Below are 19926 nucleotides of genomic sequence, written 5' to 3'. Positions count from 1 at the left end.
AAAATAGCCAGAAAACTCCTGGATGCAATGTAATTAGGGAAATCCTACCTAATAATCGGGCGAATTCTGAATTTACCTCCAAATCAGCAAATAATCAAGGAGGATTTCCTTGATTATCAGTATAATGAGCAAAAATCGCCAAATTTCAGGGAGGATTTCCCTAATTGTTAATCAATATTTCTGATTTCTCAATAAGCTTTGCGGTTATTCAGCTGCGTCGTTCCTTACATTTCCTTTTGTGGTAAGCGAATTTGCACAGTAGTTCCTATTCCGAGTCTACTAAACACCGTAACACCGTAATTCTCACCAAATCTCAGTTTTATTCTTCGATCTACGTTTGAAATTCCATACCCTCGTCCGGGTTTATCGTCAAGCAAAGTGTGAAGTGTCTCTCGGCTCATCCCCATGCCATCATCAATTACAGATAGAATAATATCACTATCCTCGACTGCGCCTTTGATATGGATATTAAGCGGGCTTTCCTGATTCCACACAGCATGAAGCACCGCATTTTCTACAAAGGGCTGTAAGGCAAGCTTGACTGTAGAGTAAGGTAAGATCGCTTCATCAATGTTGTAAGTGATGTTCAGTTGTCCTTTGAATCGGATCAGCTGAATGGCATTATAGCTTTGCGTCAGCTTCAATTCTTCATTAATAGTTAAGATGCTCTTCCCTTTATTCAGGGAGATGCGATAAAACTTGGCGAGATGAAGCACCAAATCCTGAATGCGAGTATCTTGATGTTTTAGGGCAAGAGACGAAATGGAGCCCAGTGTATTGTACAGAAAATGGGGGTTGATCTGGGCCTGAAGCAGGTCAAGCTCTGCCTCCTTATTCTGTAGCTCCTTCTGATACACTTCGGTGATTAGACTCTTTAAGCGTGTAGTCATTTGCTTGAAGGCAAAATGAAGCTGGCCAATCTCATCATTGCCTAAATATTCATCATTTGTGGGGTTGAAGTCACCACGTTCTAGCCGCCGGATCATTCGGATTAACATTCGAATACGCTTGCTAAACATCGATGCAGTAATATAAATCAGCAATAATGCGACGACTATAAAGCCTAAAGATATTTTGATGATGAGCTCTGACAGTGATTTTGCATCCTGAATGATACTGTCATAAGGGAATATAGAGACGGTTTTCCATCCATTGGTAAGCGTGTTATAGACGGCGAAAGCCTTTTCCCCTTTATATGTAGTATCAAATCTGCCAGAAGGCAATTCATCAAAGTTCTGATCAAGCATTTCCGGCAGACTTGTATTTAATAAGTGCTTGTCGGCAGCGGATAAAATAAGGCCCTTGTCATTAACAATAAAAATATCTTTGCCGCCTGCTTCTTTCTCCATTAAAGAATAGATCACCGATTCGGATATTTCGAAGACCAGAATACCGTAGGGATATTGGTTGCGATTATTGTTCAGTAACCTAGCCAGTGTAAACATTGCGGGATTATCTTGTGACTGCGGTGAGGACAGATGAATAATATTCCCGTGAGACTGCATCAACTGCTTGTACAGCTCTGTCTCCTTCACTTCGGGTGTAACTGGCTTGATATAGTAATTATCTTTGGGCAGTGATGGATTGTCGGAATAGATGAAAACGCTACCAAAATCGGGATAGGCAGCCATTACCGTGTCTATACGATTGCCAATATATTGATAGACGTCTAGATAAGATGGATCATCTTGATATTCGCTCGTGAGGTAAGTGGCTAGCCTATTATCCAAGTAAATAGAAGCGGAAATATGCTCATAGCTGTCCAGTTTGTTCTCCAGGTTCTTGTTGATCTGGGCCGTTGAATTCATCATATTGATGTAGATTTGATCGGTCAGCTTTGATTTTGTAAGTTCGAATGAAAAATAGACAAAAAGCATCATTGGAATAATGGTGACCAGAACGAACACGAGGAACAGCTTGGAGCGAAAGCTAAGGTCGATAAAAGGCATATAAATATACTTTTTGTAAAAATGACGCATCGTAGAAGTCCCTTCTTTACTGTGAATTCACGGAAAGCCAAGTTTATCATATCAGACTGAATATCGAAATCCAATGCTCGAATGTTCCGAAAGTCCTTTAAAAAGCGCTATCATTCGGAGGATTGAAGTATAGAAAGGAGCCCTATACGGACTTAAGATAAATAGGAGAGAAGCTGAATCAAGATGTAGCAGGGCATGCTGCACTAAATAAAAAGGGAGGGTATTTGATGCATAAAGCAAGCGCTATCAAAACAGTCAGGGGCAATAATTTTTGGTACAGATTAAAAGAGCAGAAATGGTTATTTTTGCTAATGCTCCCTGCCATAATTGCGACATTGCTATTTTCCTATGGACCTATGTTTGGTATGTATATGGCATTTACAAACTATCAACCGGGTGGAGGAACATTTTTTCAACAATTTTTCCATGCTGACTTTGTTGGCTTTAAGTGGTTTGAATATTTTTTTACCACAGGAGACTTCTACCGTGTAATGCGTAATACGCTTGCGACAAGCCTCTTGACCTTATTATTCGGGTTTCCAGCGCCGATCATACTCGCACTTGTGCTGAATGAAGCAAAACAGGGATTTTTCAAACGCTTTACGCAGACGGTTTCTTATCTGCCGCATTTTATCTCATGGGTTATCGCCGCTAACATTGTAATTACGCTGCTAGCTTCCGATGGGATGTTCAACAATCTTCTAGTAACGCTCGGGATTGTTGACGAACCGGTAGCTTTTCTACAAAACGGACCTTTATTCTGGTGGATTATCGCCTTATCTAATATGTGGAAAGAAATGGGTTTTAGCGCCATTATGTACCTAGCTGCAATCTCCGCTATTAATCCGGAGCTTTACGAAGCCGCAAGAGTAGATGGAGCTAGCCGATTCAAGCAAATGTGGAATATTACGCTCCCTGCTTTACGTCCAACTATTGTGATATTGGCCATTCTTGCAGTCGGAGGGATTTTGAATGCTGGCTTTGAACAACAATATCTGTTGCAAAATAACACTGTACTTGAGTACTCGGAAGTTATCGATATTTATGCATACAAATACGGGTTACAAAACAGCATGTTCTCATACGGGGCTGCCGTGGGGGTATTCAAATCCGTTATTGCCTTCATTCTTGTTGTAATCGTGAATCGAATTTCTAGAAAAGTGAACGACCAAGCGTTGTTCTAAATAACAAAATGGAGAGGAGCGCTTGAGATGTTTTTGAACAGATACGGAGATCATATCTTTAAGTGTTTTGTATATTTGATTCTTATCCTTGTGTTGCTAGTTACCTTCTTACCTTTTTGGAATATTCTCGTTCTTTCATTAAATGCTGCTGAGGATACTGTTCGTGGCGGCGTCTACTTTTGGCCAAGAGATATCACCTTTGATAGCTACAAACAAATTTTGAAAGATACCGAAATTATGAACGGGATATGGGTAACGGTTAAACGGACCGTAATTGGTGCACCACTATCAGTTCTTGTGATTACGATGCTTGCTTATCCGCTAAGCCGGCGGAATTTGATGGGACGCAAGGGTTGGAACCTTTACTTTGTCTTTACGATGTATTTCGGAGGCGGGCTGATTCCTTACTACATGGTGCTTAAAGCCCTGAATATGATCGACACCTTCTCCGTTTTTATTCTGCCAGGCTTGATGAATGTCTTCTATATGATTATTGTCCGTACTTTTATGGAGGGATTACCTGGTGAGATTGAGGAGTCAGCGAAAGTAGATGGAGCGAATGATATCACGATTTTCTTCAGAATTGTACTGCCGTTGACAACACCAGTACTCGCAACTGTGGGACTCTTTCAAGCCATATCGCATTGGAATGCGTGGTTTGACTCATATGCGTTCACTTATAGCTCAGACTTGAAAACCTTACAAGCTGTACTCGTCAAAATACTGAGCCAATTCCAGACCGGAGGTATGGTATCGCAATCGCAAATGCTGGCAAACTCCGCCAAACGGAATGCCGTTTCAAGTGATACGATCCGGATGGCGGCGACGATGGTAGCAACATTGCCTATCGTTCTTGTATACCCGTTCCTGCAAAAGTATTTTGTTAAAGGTATGACTTTGGGCGCTGTTAAGAGTTAATATGATTAAATAACCGAACGCCTGCTGGGGATGACTTGTCCGGCAGGCGGCCCTGAAGGGGGGTGAGCGGATAGACTTGCTTGGTTTTTGGTTGCTTGGTGAATTTATAAAGTAACTTACTTAATGGGAGGAATTAGGGTGTCTATGATAAAGAAAAACAAAGTTTTGAGTGTAAGTATTACAGCTGCATTGGCCGTTGGGGTATTAGCGGGCTGCTCCTCTAATGACGGAAAAGACAATACAAATACTGCGGCTGGAGAAAATACAAAAAAAGAGCCGATTACACTTACATGGTTTGATTCAAATACAAAGGGAGAGCCTTTTACCGATGCTGTCGCCCAAGAAATCACTAAAAAGACTGGCATTGAGATCTCCATTCAGCAGCCAACAGGAAATCCGACAGAGAAGCTAAGCTTGATGCTTGCCAGCGGTGACTATCCAGATGTGGTCGTGATGAGCCGTGGGGATGCTTCACTTGATAAATACATCACAAGCGGCGCCTTCATTCCACTCGATGAGCTGATTGAGAAGAATGGCCCTGATATCAAGGAAATGTATGGCGACACACTGACCAAGACTCGTTATAAAGATGGAAAGAACTATTACTTGGCAAACTGGTACGGACTAGATAGTGATCCAGTCTTCGGGATGCTGATGAGAAAAAATCTGCTTGCAGATCTGGCACCGGACAAAGCAGATGGCAGAGCACCGCTTACAACAGATGAATTAGAAGCGATTTTGAAGGATTTTAAAGCGAAAAACAAAACGATTGATGGAAAAGAATCGATTCCAATGACCATGAACGGCGAGAATATGGGCGCCAACCTTGGAACATTCAAAGGCATGTGGGGTCTGAAAACTTACTATGATAACAATGGAACATTGCAATATGATGTTAAGGATCCAAAGTATCGTGAAATGTTGCTCTACGTAAATAAATTATACAGAGAAGGTCTGATTGAGAAGGAATTTGCTATTAGCAAAACGCAAACTTGGGTTCAAAAGCTGGCTACTGGCGCAGTATTCTCCACACCAGGCGCTTACTGGGATCCAGGTAACGGGAACGGAACTTTGAAGAAGGATGGCGGAGAAGATAATCAGCTCTTCCCATACAAGGTTGTTGCCCCTGGAGTAGACCCTGCCCAAACGACATTTGGACCAAGAAGCTCACTTGGATGGGATGCTATCGCTATTACGAAGAACAACAAGCACCCTGAAGAAACAATGAAGCTGTTCAATTTCTTGGCAAGTGATGAAGGACAGCATTTGCTGCTGTGGGGCCAAGAAGGCGTTCAATACACCATGGTGGATGGCAAGAGAAAACCGGACCCTGCATTCTTGGATAGCTTCAAGGAAAACTGGGACGACACAGTCAAGAAGAGCGGTGTCCGCAAATGGTTGTGGTTTATCAAGAATGGTCTGGATGCAAATGAACAGCCTTACGATATGGCCGTTAAATATCAACGCAGTGAAGTAGATCAGATGGCAATCAAGAGTCTTGGAGATTCCGTATGGGATACAGCGGCATATGACAACTTGAGCCCTGATGGCGGAACACCTGAAGCACTGACTGCACAGAAGGTAAAAGATATTATGGATCAAAGCATTACGAGAGTAATCATTGCTCCTACTGAAGCCGAAGCCAACGCGACATTCGATAAGATGCTTGCGGAAATGAAAAAGGCCGGGGATGAGAAAGTAGAAGAAATCATTAACCAGAAGTACGCAGAGCGTATGGAGCTGTGGAATTCAAAATAAGCACTGCTGGATAATAAGTTCAATATCTTGATATGTAAGGGCTTCCTCTCTGTATTAGGCAGAGAAGGAGCCCTTTTGCTATGTTTACGAACAGTTAAACTAGTCTATTGGCATGCGTATTTTTGCGGAAATCTAGGGGGGCTTGGTGATAGTATTTTTTGAATTGATGATAGAAATGGCTGACATTCTCAAAGCCGGATCCCAGGGCGATTTCGACCACACGCAGTTCAGTAGTAAGTAGCAGATTACGCGCCACGTTGAGCCTAAGTTGGTTGATATATTCTGTTGGTGTCTGGTTCAAGTACTGGCGGAAGGCCCGGTTGACATGACCAGCGCTTCTGCCCGACAACTCGTACAGGGCATGAAGGCCTTTGTTTAAGTTTTCTTTTAGATGGATCTTGGAAACGGCATGTTCGAGCCACAGTGGGAATTCTGGCTGCTCGATGGTTTCTGGAGAGAAAAAATGCTGGGTAAGTGTATCTACCAGTATTCCTTTCAGATAAATCCTGGACTTTACTTTGTCTAAGGTAGAAAGCATTCGGATGCGTTCGAAAGAACGAATGAAATCATCCATCTCCAGTTGAGATAACATGGCGATTCTAGGGAGCGGAGTATTTAATAGCCCGTACAGGAATTCTTCTTCATTCAGGTAACTAAAGGCATCATTAATGAGGCTTTTTCGGCAGGGAATGTTCAGAAAGCGGCAATCGCTATCCCCGTCAGCTTCATAGCGATGGGTATCATCGGGCCGGATGAAGACAAGGCAGCCAGATTGAAGAAGCTGGGCAGCCCCGTTGACGATATGCCGGCATCGGCCTTCAGTGAGTATAAAAAATTCATAAAAGTCATGTGTATGTTCTGGGGATACCTGACTTAGGGACTCGACCCAGAAGGGATCAGCTAACAATTCGGGATTAATGTGGCTTGCCTCGGTGTATTTGATCATGCTCTTCCTCCAGCATTTGATGATGTTAAAATAGCACACTATTTTGGTGAACACAATAGAAGAAATATATACATATTATTGTTAACATTTTAATACAAGAAGTCAAAATAGCACATTTGTGGAGGCGAAAATATGCAACTTGTCAATCTAAACGGAAAATGGAAAATGAAACGGCTTCATGAACCGAAATGGCTGGAAGCCAGCGTGCCAGGCTCTGTCTACCATGATTTGTTGAATGCCGGTGAAATGCCAGATCCGTTCTACCGCGAGCAGGAGTATGAGGTTCTGGAGCTGTCCAATTATGATTACGAATATCAGCGTACTTTTCAGCTAGAGGCTGGAGTGCTAGAGCATGACCGCGTATTTCTGTTATGTGAAGGAATCGATACGCTTTGTGAGCTTTACTTGAATGGAACGAATATTCTGAACAGTGACAATATGCATCGGACATATGAAGTAGATATTAAGTCTGCATTGATACTTGGTGAGAATATCATTCACGCGATTTTCCGCTCCCCGGTAGAATTTACATTAAGGAAGCAAGCGGAATTGCCGCTTAGCGGATGTGCTGATGCAGTAGAGGGGATCTCTCATCTGCGCAAAGCGCACTCCATGTTCGGGTGGGATTGGGGTCCGAAGCTGCCCGATCTGGGAATCTGGCGTAGTCTCTCCATTCAGGGCTATCACTCTGCTCGTCTTGACGATGTTTATATTACACAATTCCATGAGAAGGATAAGGTCAAGCTGGATGTTCGAGTAAGAACAGAGAGCTGGCAGAAAGCGGATCGGGAAATCGTGGTCAAAATTCATACCCCAGCAGGCCAAAGTCTTGAGCATCGTGTGTCTGAGACAATTGGAACGGATCATAATATTACATTTGAAATTACCGAGCCAGAGCTGTGGTGGCCGAATAATCTCGGTGCTCAGCCACTGTACAATGTAGAGGTTGTACTTGAGGAAAAGGCGAAGGAGCTAGATCGAAGAGAACTGCGGATTGGACTAAGAACCATTACTGTGAAGCAGGAAGAAGACCAATGGGGAGAATCTTTTGCTTTCGAAGTCAACGGTGTGCTTATTTTCTCTACAGGTGCCGACTATATTCTGGAAGATAATCTTCTGCCTCGCGTGACTAGAGAACGCACAGATCGCTTGCTCCAAAGCTGTGTGGCTGCCAATTTCAATACAATTCGCGTATGGGGTGGTGGTTATTACCCGGATGATTATTTCTACGACCTTTGCGATGAATATGGTCTTATCGTCTGGCAGGATCATCTGTATGCCTGCGGCATCTATGCTCTTACCGAAGCTTTCGAGGAGAACATCACGCACGAGACTATCGATAACATGAAGCGTCTTCGCCATCATGCTTCGCTAGGCTTGTGGTGCGGCAACAACGAGCAGGAGCTGGCTTGGGACGAATGGGACTGGGAGAAGCATTACTCCCTGCAGCTTAAGGCAGATTATATTAAGCAATATGAGGTGCTTCTACCGGCAATCGCTAAAGAAATTGATCCGAATACCTTCTATTGGCGTGCTTCACCCTCCTCCAAGGGTAGCTTTGACAAGCCAAATGACGAGAATTACGGAGATATGCATTACTGGGGGGTCTGGCATGGGAAAGAACCGTTTACCGATTACCGGAAGCTATATCCGCGCTATATGTCTGAATTCGGATTGCAGTCTTTTCCGGGCTTGAAGACTATCGAGTCGTTTACGCTGCCGGAGGATCGGAATATCTTCTCTTATGTCATGGAGTCCCATCAGAAGAACAATACCGGGAATGAGAAAATTCTCTACTATATCGGGGAGACTTACAAATATCCGAAAGATTTTGAGTCTGTGCTATATGCCTCGCAATTGATCCAAGCAGAAGGGATGCGCTGCGGCGTTGAGCACTGGCGTAGACATAGAGGTCGCTGTATGGGGGCATTGTATTGGCAGTTGAACGACTGCTGGCCGGTAGCTTCTTGGTCCAGTATTGACTATTATGGCCGGTGGAAGGCTATGCATTATGCGGCTAAACATTTCTTCGCGCCGATTCTTGTTTCTGCCCATGATGAAGGAACGAAGGTCTCCCTTCATGTGTCCAATGAAAGCAGAGAACAGGTTACTGGTGAACTGAGTTGGAGACTGCTCACTCGGGCATCGGAGGTCTTGCTGGAAGGCACAAAGCCGGTGGAGATTGCCGCGTTAAGTACTGCTGAGTTCGAACAGCTTGATTTCACCCACATGTTAGATACGAAAAGGAAGAAACGAGAGACTTATCTGGAATACGCTTTTAAGGTAGACGGCAAGACGAAGAGCGGTGGAACGGTCTTATTTGTTAAGCCAAAGCATTTTAGTTTTATTGACCCTGAGCTTGAGGCCGTACTCATTGAGGAAGAAGAGCAATTTGTAATTACTGTGAAGGCGAAGGCCTATGCTCGTTTCGTTGGCTTAGACTTCAGGGAAAGAGATGCCATCTTCAGTGACAACTATTTTGATATGTCGGGAGATACAACAAGATCTATTACAATCGCTAAAAAAGACCTTGATAAGCCAGCCACGGCCGAGGAACTGCGTGCACAGCTTACTATACGCTCCGTTTTTGATATTTAAGCAGGAAGTATTGAGGAAGAGTCTCCCTAGTGGGGCTCTTTTTTGTATGTATTTTTTTTACTATAGCCGTTAATAATCATTTTATGTTTTGCTAGAACTTAATCTCACATGTGATAAATGTTAGAGGTCAATATTTTACTATTCAAGGTATAGATATTCAGATTGTATCCCCTTCCAATTATCTTTAAAATAGACTTCAAACAACGAGATAAATTAAGCCGGTTACATTACAACAAGATCTGATAAGAAGAGTAGGAGGATATTATGAGTATTTATTATGATGACCGCAAGGTATTTCATTTACAGTCCCAGCAATCTAGCTACGTGATCGAAATTGTTAGAGGTGAGCTTCCAGCGCATGTCTATTGGGGACCTAAATTAGAAGGAATCAAGCAGCCGTTGCATTTGGTGGAACGTTGCTCCTTTAGCCCGACCTACACAATGGAGGACAAGAAGATCTCCCTCGACACGATTCCAAGTGAGTTTCCGTCTTATGGGAATGGTGATTTCCGGGAACCGGCGCTTGAGGTTCATTTGGTAGATGGTACGACCGTTACGGACTTCCTTTATAAGAGCTATAAGATCAATAAAGGAAAGCCTGCATTAAAGGGGCTGCCATCCACCTATGTTGAAAGTGAAGAAGAAGCAGAGACACTGGAACTCTTTCTTCAGGATGACAAAACCGGACTGATTGCTGTATTGAGCTACACTGTATTTAATAATCAGGATGTGATCACACGTTCTGTGCGAATTGAGAATCAAGGTAAAGACAATGTGGTGCTGAAGCGTGTGTTAAGCGCAAATGTTGACTTCCATGATTCTGATTATGACATGCTGCAATTATCTGGTACTTGGACAAGAGAACGTCATATCCACAAAAGAGCTCTCGTACCTGGTATCCAACGAATTGACAGTAAGCGCGGCGCTAGTAGCTCCCAACAGAATCCTTTTATGGCCTTGCTTGCAAAAGATGCAACAGAGGATCACGGTGAAGTATACGGGTTCAGTCTTGTGTACAGCGGAAGCTTTCTTGCGCAAGCGGAAGTGGATCAATATGGAATTTCCAGAGTGGGCATCGGTATTCAACCGTTTAATTTTCAATGGTTGCTTGAACCGGGAGAATCCTTCCAAGCTCCTGAAGCTGTGCTGGTAAGATCCAGTGAAGGACTTGGTGGATTATCAAGAACTTACCACCGTCTGTATCGGACCCGGTTATGCAGAGGCGAGTTCCGTGATCGTAAGCGTCCTATTCTCATCAACAACTGGGAAGCAACCTATTTTAATTTCAATGCAGATAAAATCAAAGAAATTGCTCAAGCAGGCAAAGATCTTGGTCTTGAACTGTTTGTCTTAGATGACGGCTGGTTTGGGAAGCGAGACAATGATGATAGCTCTCTCGGAGATTGGGTAGAGGATCGCCGTAAGCTTCCAGAAGGTCTAGGAAAACTCGGAGAAGATATTACGGCAATGGGCATGGAATTCGGACTATGGTTCGAACCGGAAATGGTATCGCCGGAAAGTGATCTTTATCGTGAGCATCCGGATTGGTGTCTTCATGTACCGGAGCACAAAAGAACGTTAGCTCGCCAGCAGCTTGTTCTGGATTTATCCCGTAAGGATGTATGTGATTATATTGTGGATTCGGTTAGCTCCGTGCTGTCATCGGCTCCGATTACTTATGTGAAATGGGATATGAACCGGAATATGACGGAGATTGGATCTGCTCTTCTGCCAGCGGAACGTCAACGCGAAACGGCTCACCGTTACATTCTTGGACTTTATGATGTGCTAGAACGAATCGTCACCCGTTTCCCACACATTTTGTTCGAAAGCTGCTCCGGCGGTGGTGGACGATTTGATCCAGGCATGCTGTACTATATGCCACAGACCTGGACTAGCGATGATACAGATGCGGTTGAAAGATTGAAGATCCAATATGGAACAAGCATTGTGTATCCTTCAAGTTCTATGTGCGCTCACGTATCGGCTGTCCCTAACCATCAGGTGCACCGTATCACACCTTTGGAAACCCGTGGTCATGTCGCGATGTCGGGTAGCTTCGGCTATGAACTAGATATGACCAAACTCACTGAAGCTGAACGCGAAGATATTCGCAAGCAGGTTTCTGAGTACAAGGAACTGAGAATGCTGATTCAATTCGGTGATTTCTATCGACTGCTTAGTCCGTTTGAGGGTAATCAGACGGCGTGGATGTTTGTTTCGGATGATAAAAAAGAAGCCTTCGCCACGTACTTCAGAGTGCTGGCTGAGCCTAATGCACCTCTCCGCAGATTGCGGTTGAAAGGACTCGACCCTGCTAAAAACTACAAACTTGAGCTTAACGGTGAAGTATACAGAGGGGATGAGCTGATGCACTTCGGACTCTCACTTCCACAGCTTGAGGGCGATTTCAAAAGTTTACTATTTGTACTCAAAGAGGTTTAATAAGAAAAGGAGTAAGCCACTGGCTTGCTCCTTTTTTATATGGATCAATTTTCAAAAAACACATGTTTGGTTAGGAACTCTAGATCCTGTTCTCGATAGGTCGAGGGATTAACCCCGAAATAGGAACGGAAAACTTTTCCGAAATAGCTGGCATTGTCAAATCCGGTTTCCGTGGCGATCTGGTTGATGCTCAAATCTGTTGTTTTAAGTTTAGATGCTGCCAACTCAATCCGCCTTCTTTTTAAATACTCAAAGGGTGAAAGATTGATGTTTTTTTGAAACAGTCTGCAAAGGTGATGTTTAGAAACGCCAACATGCGCGGCGACATCATCTAAGCTTAGATTATTATTATGCAGATCCTCCTTCATAAATTGAATAGCGGCGTGAAGCTTGTCATTTTTTATATAGGTGGTTAACATATTAGGTTTCTTGAGATATTTCTCCACGGACAAGATCCATTGAAAGACTTTTCCCGTTAAAAGATGCAAATCCCTTTCTTCATGAACCTGTATGTCCTTGAAAATGCTCCACAATAAATCTATCGAAACTGATTCCTGGGGGAGTTCAATAATTGGACCGCAATGCGCGGCAAGTTGGCTCCACAGTGAAATCGCTAAAGGACCCCGCAGATTGAGCCATAAAAATTCCCAAGGCTCGGTGCCATCTTCCGGATAATAGTACCTGTGTATACTGGGGACAGTCACTAGAAAAGCTTTGCCCTTCGTTAATCGATGAACAACCCCATCTATTTCAATTCTACCCTCTCCCGATAAGGTGTACTGAAAAATTACACAGCTTCTCTCCGTCCGATTCTGGCCGTTGAATGAATAGGCAGATGAATCAACTTGTTCCCATCCGATAGAATCAAACAGAAGCATGGATGCTTCTTCTTCTGAGCGAAAGGTGTAGGAGGAACGTAACATTAGCAGCTTTCCTTTCCAGAAAGACTTTTGAGTATAGATCAATAATTTACTAAAGAGAACTCACTTTCTCTTAAGTGTAAACGCTTTGGTGAATCTCATCAACAAAGTAAAGGAGGGGTTAGTTACAAATTACAGATTATTTAATCTGTTGTCTTCGATATTGATAGGGAGTGATACCATACTGATCTTTGAATAGCTTAATGAAATATTGAGGCTTTTTGTATCCGACTAGATGTGAAATATCGAGCACATGTAAGTTTGAACCGATCAATAGTTTGGAGGCCTTTTCCAATCTTTTGAATGAAATAAAGCTTGATAAATTTTCACCCGTTTCTTGCTTATATAATTTAGACAGGTACACCGGATGAAGGTGAACAATTTTTCCTAAGTCCTCCAGACTCAAACACTCGTTAATATGATCGGAGATATAGCTTTGAATCGTATGCACAATATTGTGATTGGAGAATTTAGCACTTCTATCTAATTGGGTGATGCTCTGCAAGATCGATTGGAGAGCTGTACCCGGATCTGTTAATTGATTGAATATCCAGTCTGGCGCCTCGGTTAATTGTATCTTTGGGGTTATGCAATACAACATATGAATCAATTCCAGAACATACAGACACTTATGCTTTCGTGATGTGAGCTTAGCAAAGTTCTTCATTAAATCTTTTCTCGTAAGCTCCCATTCTCCGGGTTCTAATTTGGGAAGAATAGCAAGGTCACGCAACATGGCAAAGTCACTGACCATTACATTTTCATTGAAAAAGAAGTGATGAAAGATATGCCGAACAGTATTCCTCTGAGAAAACTCAAACACCTCTGAAAAAGCTATAGGAGGGATGTTACTTGCGAGACTCACGGTATTAGACTTCTGAATAATACCTGTGATAACCGAGGGAGTCCTCCAAATAAAGCTTTCCAAACCGTCACAATTGTCTCTAAGCGTCATCTCATCTTTCTCAGTCGAATTTGGGATATGAAAGAAACAAAATTGTTTATTACGTAGAGCAGTATTATAGGTGCTAAAGTCATTGCATGCAGAGGGGTTTTCACTAATAACGGACAGTAAGTAACCAAGACCATCTAGCTTTTCCCATTCCACTAAGGCTGTTGACTGCTTCTCAATACTCTCAATTACTTGACTCATAGCTTTTTCCATATCCTCTTTATCCACGGGCTTGAGTAAATAATCTAGCGCTCCGAGACGGATAGCTTGTTGTGCATAATCAAATTGTGAATAACCGGAGAGAAAAACTACCTTAGTTTTGATCTTCATTTCATGTATATGCTGCAATAAATCAATGCCTGATACTTCAGGCATACGAATATCTGTAATCAGAATATCCACATGATTTTGATTGAGGAGTTCCTTGGCTTCAATTGAATTTGTTGTAGTCTCAACATGTTCGATCCCGAATTTGCTCCAATCCAGCAGGTGTTTTAAATACTCAACAATGTAATGCCCGTCATCAACGATCAATAATCGCATGTTGTCCTCCTTCTTCAAGCGAGAAATCTATGAATGCTAGAACGGATAAACCGCCCCAATCATTGAGGAAAAAGCGCAGTCCACTTAATTCGCCATACGCGTTTTTGAGGCGATGATGAATATTCCAAAGACCGATCCCTCTAGCTCCTTCAGGGGGAGATTCATTCTCAAGTCTGATCATTAGCTGGCTTATTTCGTCAGGTGTAAGTCCTTTTCCATCATCAGCTACAATTATCATCGCCCCGGTATCGAGAGGTTTTACATCTATAGAAACGCGATAAGCGCCTTGATGCTCTTCAATGCCATGTTGAATCGCGTTCTCGACAATAGGCTGAATTATGAGTGGCATAATACGCTGATCTCCCAGCTCTGGGGGCAGGTTGATATCATAATTTATTTTTTTGGAAAGAGACATTATGGATAAAAAATGATCCGCAAGCTTTAATTCAGAGGCAAGTGTGACATCGTCTGAGTTCATTTTTGTCAGATAACGATAGTATTCTGCTAAATGCTTGCTCATCTGCATCACAGCTTCCGGTGATGTTTTTGCCACAGCCATAATAAAGAACAAATTATTATAAAGGAAATGTGGATTGATCTGGGCCTGAAGTTGCTTTATTTCAGCGTTTCTTCGAAGCTCAGTTTCAATCTTTAGTGAAGAAAATAGAGCTTGGATTTTGGCCACCATATGGTTAAAACTTTTAAATAAACTATAAAACTGATTGTCCGGATTCTCACTAATTCGGGTGCTGTAATTCCCTTGTTCCACTTGATTGAACTTCTTGTCTAGAAGATACACGTTTCTATAATAATTTCGATAGAACATAAAAATTACGATAAGCCCAATGATTAGAATAACTAGGATACTGACAAAGAAAACTTGTTTATTCTGGTTAAGCGGATTCAAGAAATCACTCATACGCGTATAGGTGACAAGGTACGTATCGATAGGCTCAATATACTTAGAAAGGACATAATAATCGTCACCATTGATATGATAATCAAACTTTAGTATCTCTTGTGTGTTGGGTGTAATCGTTTCTTTGACCTTTGCCTCGATATGGCTATCCACGGCTTTATTACTTATCATTAAGCTTTTGTTTACGAGTAAAAAGGCATTGGAGCTCTCGCCGTTAACCGCTTTCTCAAGCAGGCTTGCTAAATATTCTTTTTTTAACTTAACGCCCACAATGTATTGAATATTTGCGGGATTTGTAGGCTCATGAATATACGGATAAATCGAAAAATAATACAAACTGTTATTCACGATCTGCCAACCTCGCTGAGTTACTGTCTCAAAGGGCCTTTTGGCTAGTGAATCATGACCAGTGAAAATAAAGGTGCCATCAGATTTCCAGTATATTCCTATGGATTCCACGGCTTGGCTAGAGAGAAGTGGAGCCGATATCCGATCGTAGATATCGTTTTTTTTCATTTGAGCATCGTAAACGTTCAACTCTTGGATTCGGCCCTGATAGAAGCGGACGGAGGTGTCAGCGGTATACTGGATGCCGTATAAGCTTGCCTCTGATATGATCCCGTTCATAATGCTCTCCGTGTAGGCAAGCTGATTTTTGGAAGAGTTAACTAAGCTTTCTTGAATGGTTTTTGATCCAAGGGAGTTCATCACGAAAAACAAGCTTAATGTAAGCAAAAGAAAAAAGACGAAAAAGTATATGAACCGTTTCATATTCACTTTTTTAATCATATTCATTTCCCCTGTCGCTACGACTGACTTTTCCTAGATTTAGTATAAAGAGATGTAAGAACATAATAATCCATAACTTCTAAAAGAAAAAGGAAATAGAATTCTCGAAATGAAAGCGTTTCTAAACATGTTTAGCGTGTGGCTATGATGTTTAGATTGAGACATTTTAGCATGAAAGCGCTTTTGTTATCATTAAACATGAAAGAAATGAGCAACTGAGAATGAAGCACGTAGAAGGGGGTAAGCACAATAGGACAGGTAATCAATACCCAGGTCAAACAGGGGAGAAAAGTCGACGTTCTAAAGAGAAAGAAGAATCCTTGGAAAAAGGAAATCAAGAAAAATTGGCCTTTGTACATTTTGTGTATCCCGGCATTAGTATTCGTTCTAATTTTTGCATACGGCCCTATGGTTGGATTGATTATGGCATTTCAGGATTACAAGCCGTGGCTCGGACTTACAGGTTCAACTTGGATTGGGTGGGATAATTTCGCGAGAATATTTCAGTATAAAGAAGCGACGCAGTCTATCTACAACACTCTTATTATTGCCGTAATCAAAATTATAGTCGGGATTATCGTTCCAATTTTCATGGCAATCCTCTTAAGTGAAATCAGAAATATGGGGATTAAAAAGAGTATCCAAACGTTAGTATATTTACCGCATTTCTTATCTTGGGTAACGGTTGCCGGAATCATGATCGATATCTTAGGTCTTGACGGCGGTATCAATCACCTTCTTACGAATTTATTGGGAATCAAACCGATATACTTCTTGGGCGATCCGACGCTGTTCAGACCTACGATCATTATTAGTGATTTATGGAAGAACTTTGGGTTTGGCATGATTGTCTACTTGGCGGTCATTACAGGAATTGATCCTTCTTATTATGAGGCTGCTGAGATAGACGGTGCTTCACGGCGTCAGCAAATACGTCATGTTACGCTACCAAGTATGATGCCGATGATCATTGTAATTGCTACGTTAAGTCTTGGTAATATTCTAGATGCTGGATTCGATCAGATTTTCAACTTATACAATCCGCTTGTATATAGTACGGGAGATATCATTGATACTTACGTCTATCGCTCCTCATTATTGAATGGTCAATACGGGTTCGGTACTGCTGTGGGCTTGTTTAAATCGGGTATCAGTTTCATCTTAATTGTTATTTCCTATCGAATTGCATACAAGGTTGCCAACTATAAAATATTCTAAACCGACGTTTTTTAAGCGAGTCTATTATAAAGAAGATGTACTGAAGTATCGCTTAAAAAACTTTTAGGAGGAGTGGGAGTGTATTATAAGTCCAAAGGATATAGGATATTTTCGATTTTCAATCATATCCTTCTGATTCTGGTAGCATTATCTTGTTTACTACCAATGCTTCATTTGTTAGCACAATCATTTAGTAGTAAGACGGCGATTAATGGTAATTTGGTATCCTTCTGGCCGGTTGATTTTAATGTGGATGCCTATGTCAAAACCTTTAATAACTCTAACTTTACGGGTTCCATGTGGATTTCCGTGATAAGAACCATTATGGGGACATTCATCAGTATGTTCATTATTACGACTGCTGGGTATGCCTTATCGAAAGATTTTCGGGGACGCAATGCTTTAATGTGGATTTTTATATTCACTATGTTGTTTTCGGGCGGGTTGATTCCTTCTTATATATTAGTCACTAAGCTTGGATTAAAAGACACGATCTGGTCGCTTGTTCTTCCAGGTGCTTTTGGAGCTTACAATTTGATTCTGATTATGAACTTCTTTAAGACGATCCCCAAGGCGCTTGAAGAAGCGGCGTTTATCGATGGAGCTTCGTTCTTCGTCATCTTCCGGAAAATCTATCTTCCGCTCTCCTTACCCGGATTGGCAACCGTTGGATTGTTTATCATGGTTGGGAACTGGAATGCTTGGTTTGATGGAATTTTGTATATGTCGAATACAACCGATTATCCGTTAGCTTCGTTCTTACAGACCGTAGTTGTACAAGGTTCAGCGCAGAGTATGGCACTTAGTCAATCCGAAGCGGCGGCTTTGTCAGAACAAAGTATAAAGGCTGCCCAAATATTTATTAGCACACTGCCGATCATCCTGGTGTACCCTTTCCTGCAAAAATACTTCGTAAAAGGTATCGTTCTGGGTGCGGTAAAAGAATAAGGAGCAAACAAATAAAAATTTTAATTTGAAGGAGATTATCGATGAAAAAAACAGGTGTCTTACTTACAACCACTGCATTGATGGCGGGATTGCTTGCGGGGTGCGGCTCTGATGGCAAAGAATCTAACGCTGCAAAATCCGTGCTCAAAGATGGTAAATATGATCCTGCAATTACTATAAGCATTGCCAAGCAACAAGATGAGAATGCCGGTAAATATATCAATGGCGAGAGTTTGAATGACAATGTGCTAACCCGTTGGGGTGTCGATAATCTAGGGATTAACATTCAAACTACCCTTTTGGGTGGTGATGCGTCCCAATACAATACAAAACTTCGTTTAGCACTTACGGGTTCTGAGAAGCTCCCTGACGTCTTGCCTGTGTATGATACCTCTCTAGAGAACGATTTGATTCAATCAGGGCTTGTAAAAGATATTGCGGATGATATTAACAAATATATGCCGGATCGTCTAAAAGAAATTTATAAGCAATATCCAACCACCTTCAATCCGGTCGTACAGGACGGCAAGGTTTATGGTATGGCGATCTCCCCTAATCTAACTGAAGGTCAGATCCTGCTTATCCGTCAAGACTGGTTAGATAAATTAAATTTGAAAGCGCCAACTACAATAGAAGAATTTGAAACGGTTATCGCTGCCTTTACGAATGATGATCCGGACGGTAATGGAAAGAACGATACTTATGGATTTGATTTCTCAGGAAAAGACTCTTATAACACGGGTTGGGTAAGTGATTCTGTTATGATTTTTAGTGCTTTCACAGGAAAGAACCTCCCAGGTCAATGGTACAACGACAATGGAAAGCTTACCTATGGTTCTGTTGCTGACGGTACAAAGGAAGCGTTAGCTAAACTTCAAGATTGGTACTCCAAGGGATATTTAAATAAGGAATTGGCTACTCAGGGTGCATGGGATGCACTGGCTGATTTCACTGAAGGAAAAGCAGGGATTATAATGGGGCGTCCTTGGCTCTATGGCAGTGTTAAAGATGTGGAAACCAACGTTAAAGGCGCTAAAATTAAAGCCTATCCAACCATTAAGGGTGTAAATAGCGATCGAACTTACCAATCAGGTCAACAAAATGACGGTGTCTTCATGTTCAATAAAGATTTTAACAATATGGAAGCTTTCTTCCTGTATTATGACAAGCTTTATGATGCTGCCTTTGGTACCGGGGATTTCAAGTATGGTTATGCTCAGGGATATGACTACGATATCGTGAATGATGAAGTAGTCTTTGATTCCAAGAAGTTCAATACTCCGCTGGATGCTGCTCAAGGTGTAGGTAAGATGGCATTTACCAAGAATACACCAACTGTGGATGGTCCAGGCCAATCTTTCTATGATCTTTCCAAAGGCACGGAAGCAAGCAATGGAGTCTTGATTAGATCAGCTTCGAATGATGAAACGACTAAAGAAGGATATGTAATTTCTTACGAGAATAGTGAAGCCTTGCTTCCAAACGCATTCAACGGACCACCGACTAAGACTATGCAGACTTCATGGGAACAATTGAATACGATGGAAAAGGAGGTCTTTACCAAAATTATTTACAGCAAGGAACCGCTAAGTGCGTACGATGATTTCGTAAAACAATGGCATGAAAAAGGTGGCACGAAAATCACTGAAGAAATTAATGAATGGTACAACAATGCCAGTAAGGTTGATGTAATGTCTCAAATGGGATTGAAATAAGCTCTAAAAGATTACTAATGAAGAGTTTCTTCTAAAGCAGCAGGTTCAGTTAAGGTCATCCTTGGCCGGACCTGCTTTTTTGTTTCATAAATTG

Annotated in this window: 13 protein-coding genes; 8 read left to right on the top strand and 5 right to left on the bottom strand. The window is 41.9% G+C overall.

Annotation, left to right across the window (positions count from 1 at the left end):
- Window positions 1-224 precede the first annotated feature (224 nt).
- Window positions 225-1979, bottom strand: a complete 1755-nt coding sequence (locus tag ACN6MV_RS23145; protein WP_419884962.1) for a cache domain-containing sensor histidine kinase — start codon at window positions 1977-1979, stop codon at window positions 225-227.
- Between the two features lie 227 nt (window positions 1980-2206).
- On the opposite strand from ACN6MV_RS23145, the gene ACN6MV_RS23140 reads away from it, so the two are divergent.
- The 3 genes from ACN6MV_RS23140 to ACN6MV_RS23130 all read left to right on the top strand — a co-directional run bounded on the left by ACN6MV_RS23140 (window position 2207) and on the right by ACN6MV_RS23130 (window position 5839).
- Entirely contained in the window at window positions 2207-3163 is a 957-nt protein-coding gene (locus tag ACN6MV_RS23140) for an ABC transporter permease (protein WP_094876932.1), read from the top strand.
- A gap of 27 nt (window positions 3164-3190) precedes the next feature.
- On the top strand, window positions 3191-4081 hold the full coding sequence (locus ACN6MV_RS23135; RefSeq protein ID WP_419884961.1) for a carbohydrate ABC transporter permease: 891 nt from the start codon (window positions 3191-3193) through the stop codon (window positions 4079-4081).
- Window positions 4082-4225: 144 nt separating this feature from the next.
- Window positions 4226-5839, top strand: coding sequence for an extracellular solute-binding protein (locus ACN6MV_RS23130; RefSeq protein WP_419886798.1), 1614 nt, complete (start codon window positions 4226-4228; stop codon window positions 5837-5839).
- 94 nt (window positions 5840-5933) lie between these two features.
- On the opposite strand, the gene ACN6MV_RS23125 is transcribed toward ACN6MV_RS23130, so the two are convergent.
- On the bottom strand, window positions 5934-6785 hold the full coding sequence (locus ACN6MV_RS23125) for a helix-turn-helix domain-containing protein (RefSeq protein ID WP_419884960.1): 852 nt from the start codon (window positions 6783-6785) through the stop codon (window positions 5934-5936).
- 132 nt (window positions 6786-6917) lie between these two features.
- Between ACN6MV_RS23125 and ACN6MV_RS23120 the strand changes: the two genes are divergently transcribed.
- Window positions 6918-9383 carry a beta-mannosidase gene (locus ACN6MV_RS23120; protein ID WP_419884959.1) on the top strand — a complete coding sequence of 822 codons (2466 nt, stop codon included), beginning with the start codon at window positions 6918-6920 and terminating at the stop codon, window positions 9381-9383.
- A gap of 264 nt (window positions 9384-9647) precedes the next feature.
- Window positions 9648-11828 (top strand): alpha-galactosidase, encoded by a 2181-nt coding sequence (locus tag ACN6MV_RS23115; protein ID WP_419884958.1) that lies wholly within the window; start codon window positions 9648-9650, stop codon window positions 11826-11828.
- Between the two features lie 44 nt (window positions 11829-11872).
- Here the strand turns inward: ACN6MV_RS23115 and ACN6MV_RS23110 are convergent, their stop codons facing one another.
- The 3 genes from ACN6MV_RS23110 to ACN6MV_RS23100 all read right to left on the bottom strand — a co-directional run bounded on the left by ACN6MV_RS23110 (window position 11873) and on the right by ACN6MV_RS23100 (window position 15951).
- Window positions 11873-12706 carry a helix-turn-helix transcriptional regulator gene (locus tag ACN6MV_RS23110; protein ID WP_170880215.1) on the bottom strand — a complete coding sequence of 278 codons (834 nt, stop codon included), beginning with the start codon at window positions 12704-12706 and terminating at the stop codon, window positions 11873-11875.
- 181 nt (window positions 12707-12887) lie between these two features.
- Window positions 12888-14243 carry a response regulator transcription factor gene (locus ACN6MV_RS23105; RefSeq protein WP_419884957.1) on the bottom strand — a complete coding sequence of 452 codons (1356 nt, stop codon included), beginning with the start codon at window positions 14241-14243 and terminating at the stop codon, window positions 12888-12890.
- A complete protein-coding gene (locus ACN6MV_RS23100; protein ID WP_375103581.1) occupies window positions 14224-15951 on the bottom strand; it encodes a sensor histidine kinase in 1728 nt (575 codons plus the stop codon). Before ACN6MV_RS23100 ends, ACN6MV_RS23105 begins: the two co-directional genes overlap by 20 nt.
- Window positions 15952-16374: 423 nt before the next feature.
- Between ACN6MV_RS23100 and ACN6MV_RS23095 the strand changes: the two genes are divergently transcribed.
- From ACN6MV_RS23095 to ACN6MV_RS23085, 3 genes are all read left to right on the top strand, one after another.
- Entirely contained in the window at window positions 16375-17169 is a 795-nt protein-coding gene (locus ACN6MV_RS23095) for an ABC transporter permease (protein WP_231573864.1), read from the top strand.
- 78 nt (window positions 17170-17247) lie between these two features.
- Window positions 17248-18117 (top strand): carbohydrate ABC transporter permease, encoded by an 870-nt coding sequence (locus ACN6MV_RS23090; protein ID WP_375103579.1) that lies wholly within the window; start codon window positions 17248-17250, stop codon window positions 18115-18117.
- A gap of 41 nt (window positions 18118-18158) precedes the next feature.
- On the top strand, window positions 18159-19832 hold the full coding sequence (locus ACN6MV_RS23085) for a hypothetical protein (protein ID WP_419884956.1): 1674 nt from the start codon (window positions 18159-18161) through the stop codon (window positions 19830-19832).
- Window positions 19833-19926: the final 94 nt, after the last annotated feature.

It is taken from the genome of Paenibacillus sp. B-A-8, assembly GCF_048572915.1.
GTDB lineage: Bacteria > Bacillota > Bacilli > Paenibacillales > Paenibacillaceae > Paenibacillus_AQ.
Note: the sequence above shows the minus strand (reverse complement) of the source record. Positions and strands in the feature narration are given on the sequence as shown.

Coding starts and splice junctions, on each gene's coding strand:
- ACN6MV_RS23145 (WP_419884962.1), bottom strand. CDS start 1,979: ATGCGTCATTTTTACAAAAAGTATATTTATATGCCTTTTATCGACCTT.
- ACN6MV_RS23140 (WP_094876932.1), top strand. CDS start 2,207: ATGCATAAAGCAAGCGCTATCAAAACAGTCAGGGGCAATAATTTTTGG.
- ACN6MV_RS23135 (WP_419884961.1), top strand. CDS start 3,191: ATGTTTTTGAACAGATACGGAGATCATATCTTTAAGTGTTTTGTATAT.
- ACN6MV_RS23130 (WP_419886798.1), top strand. CDS start 4,226: ATGATAAAGAAAAACAAAGTTTTGAGTGTAAGTATTACAGCTGCATTG.
- ACN6MV_RS23125 (WP_419884960.1), bottom strand. CDS start 6,785: ATGATCAAATACACCGAGGCAAGCCACATTAATCCCGAATTGTTAGCT.
- ACN6MV_RS23120 (WP_419884959.1), top strand. CDS start 6,918: ATGCAACTTGTCAATCTAAACGGAAAATGGAAAATGAAACGGCTTCAT.
- ACN6MV_RS23115 (WP_419884958.1), top strand. CDS start 9,648: ATGAGTATTTATTATGATGACCGCAAGGTATTTCATTTACAGTCCCAG.
- ACN6MV_RS23110 (WP_170880215.1), bottom strand. CDS start 12,706: ATGCTTCTGTTTGATTCTATCGGATGGGAACAAGTTGATTCATCTGCC.
- ACN6MV_RS23105 (WP_419884957.1), bottom strand. CDS start 14,243: ATGCGATTATTGATCGTTGATGACGGGCATTACATTGTTGAGTATTTA.
- ACN6MV_RS23100 (WP_375103581.1), bottom strand. CDS start 15,951: ATGATTAAAAAAGTGAATATGAAACGGTTCATATACTTTTTCGTCTTT.
- ACN6MV_RS23095 (WP_231573864.1), top strand. CDS start 16,375: ATGGCATTTCAGGATTACAAGCCGTGGCTCGGACTTACAGGTTCAACT.
- ACN6MV_RS23085 (WP_419884956.1), top strand. CDS start 18,159: ATGAAAAAAACAGGTGTCTTACTTACAACCACTGCATTGATGGCGGGA.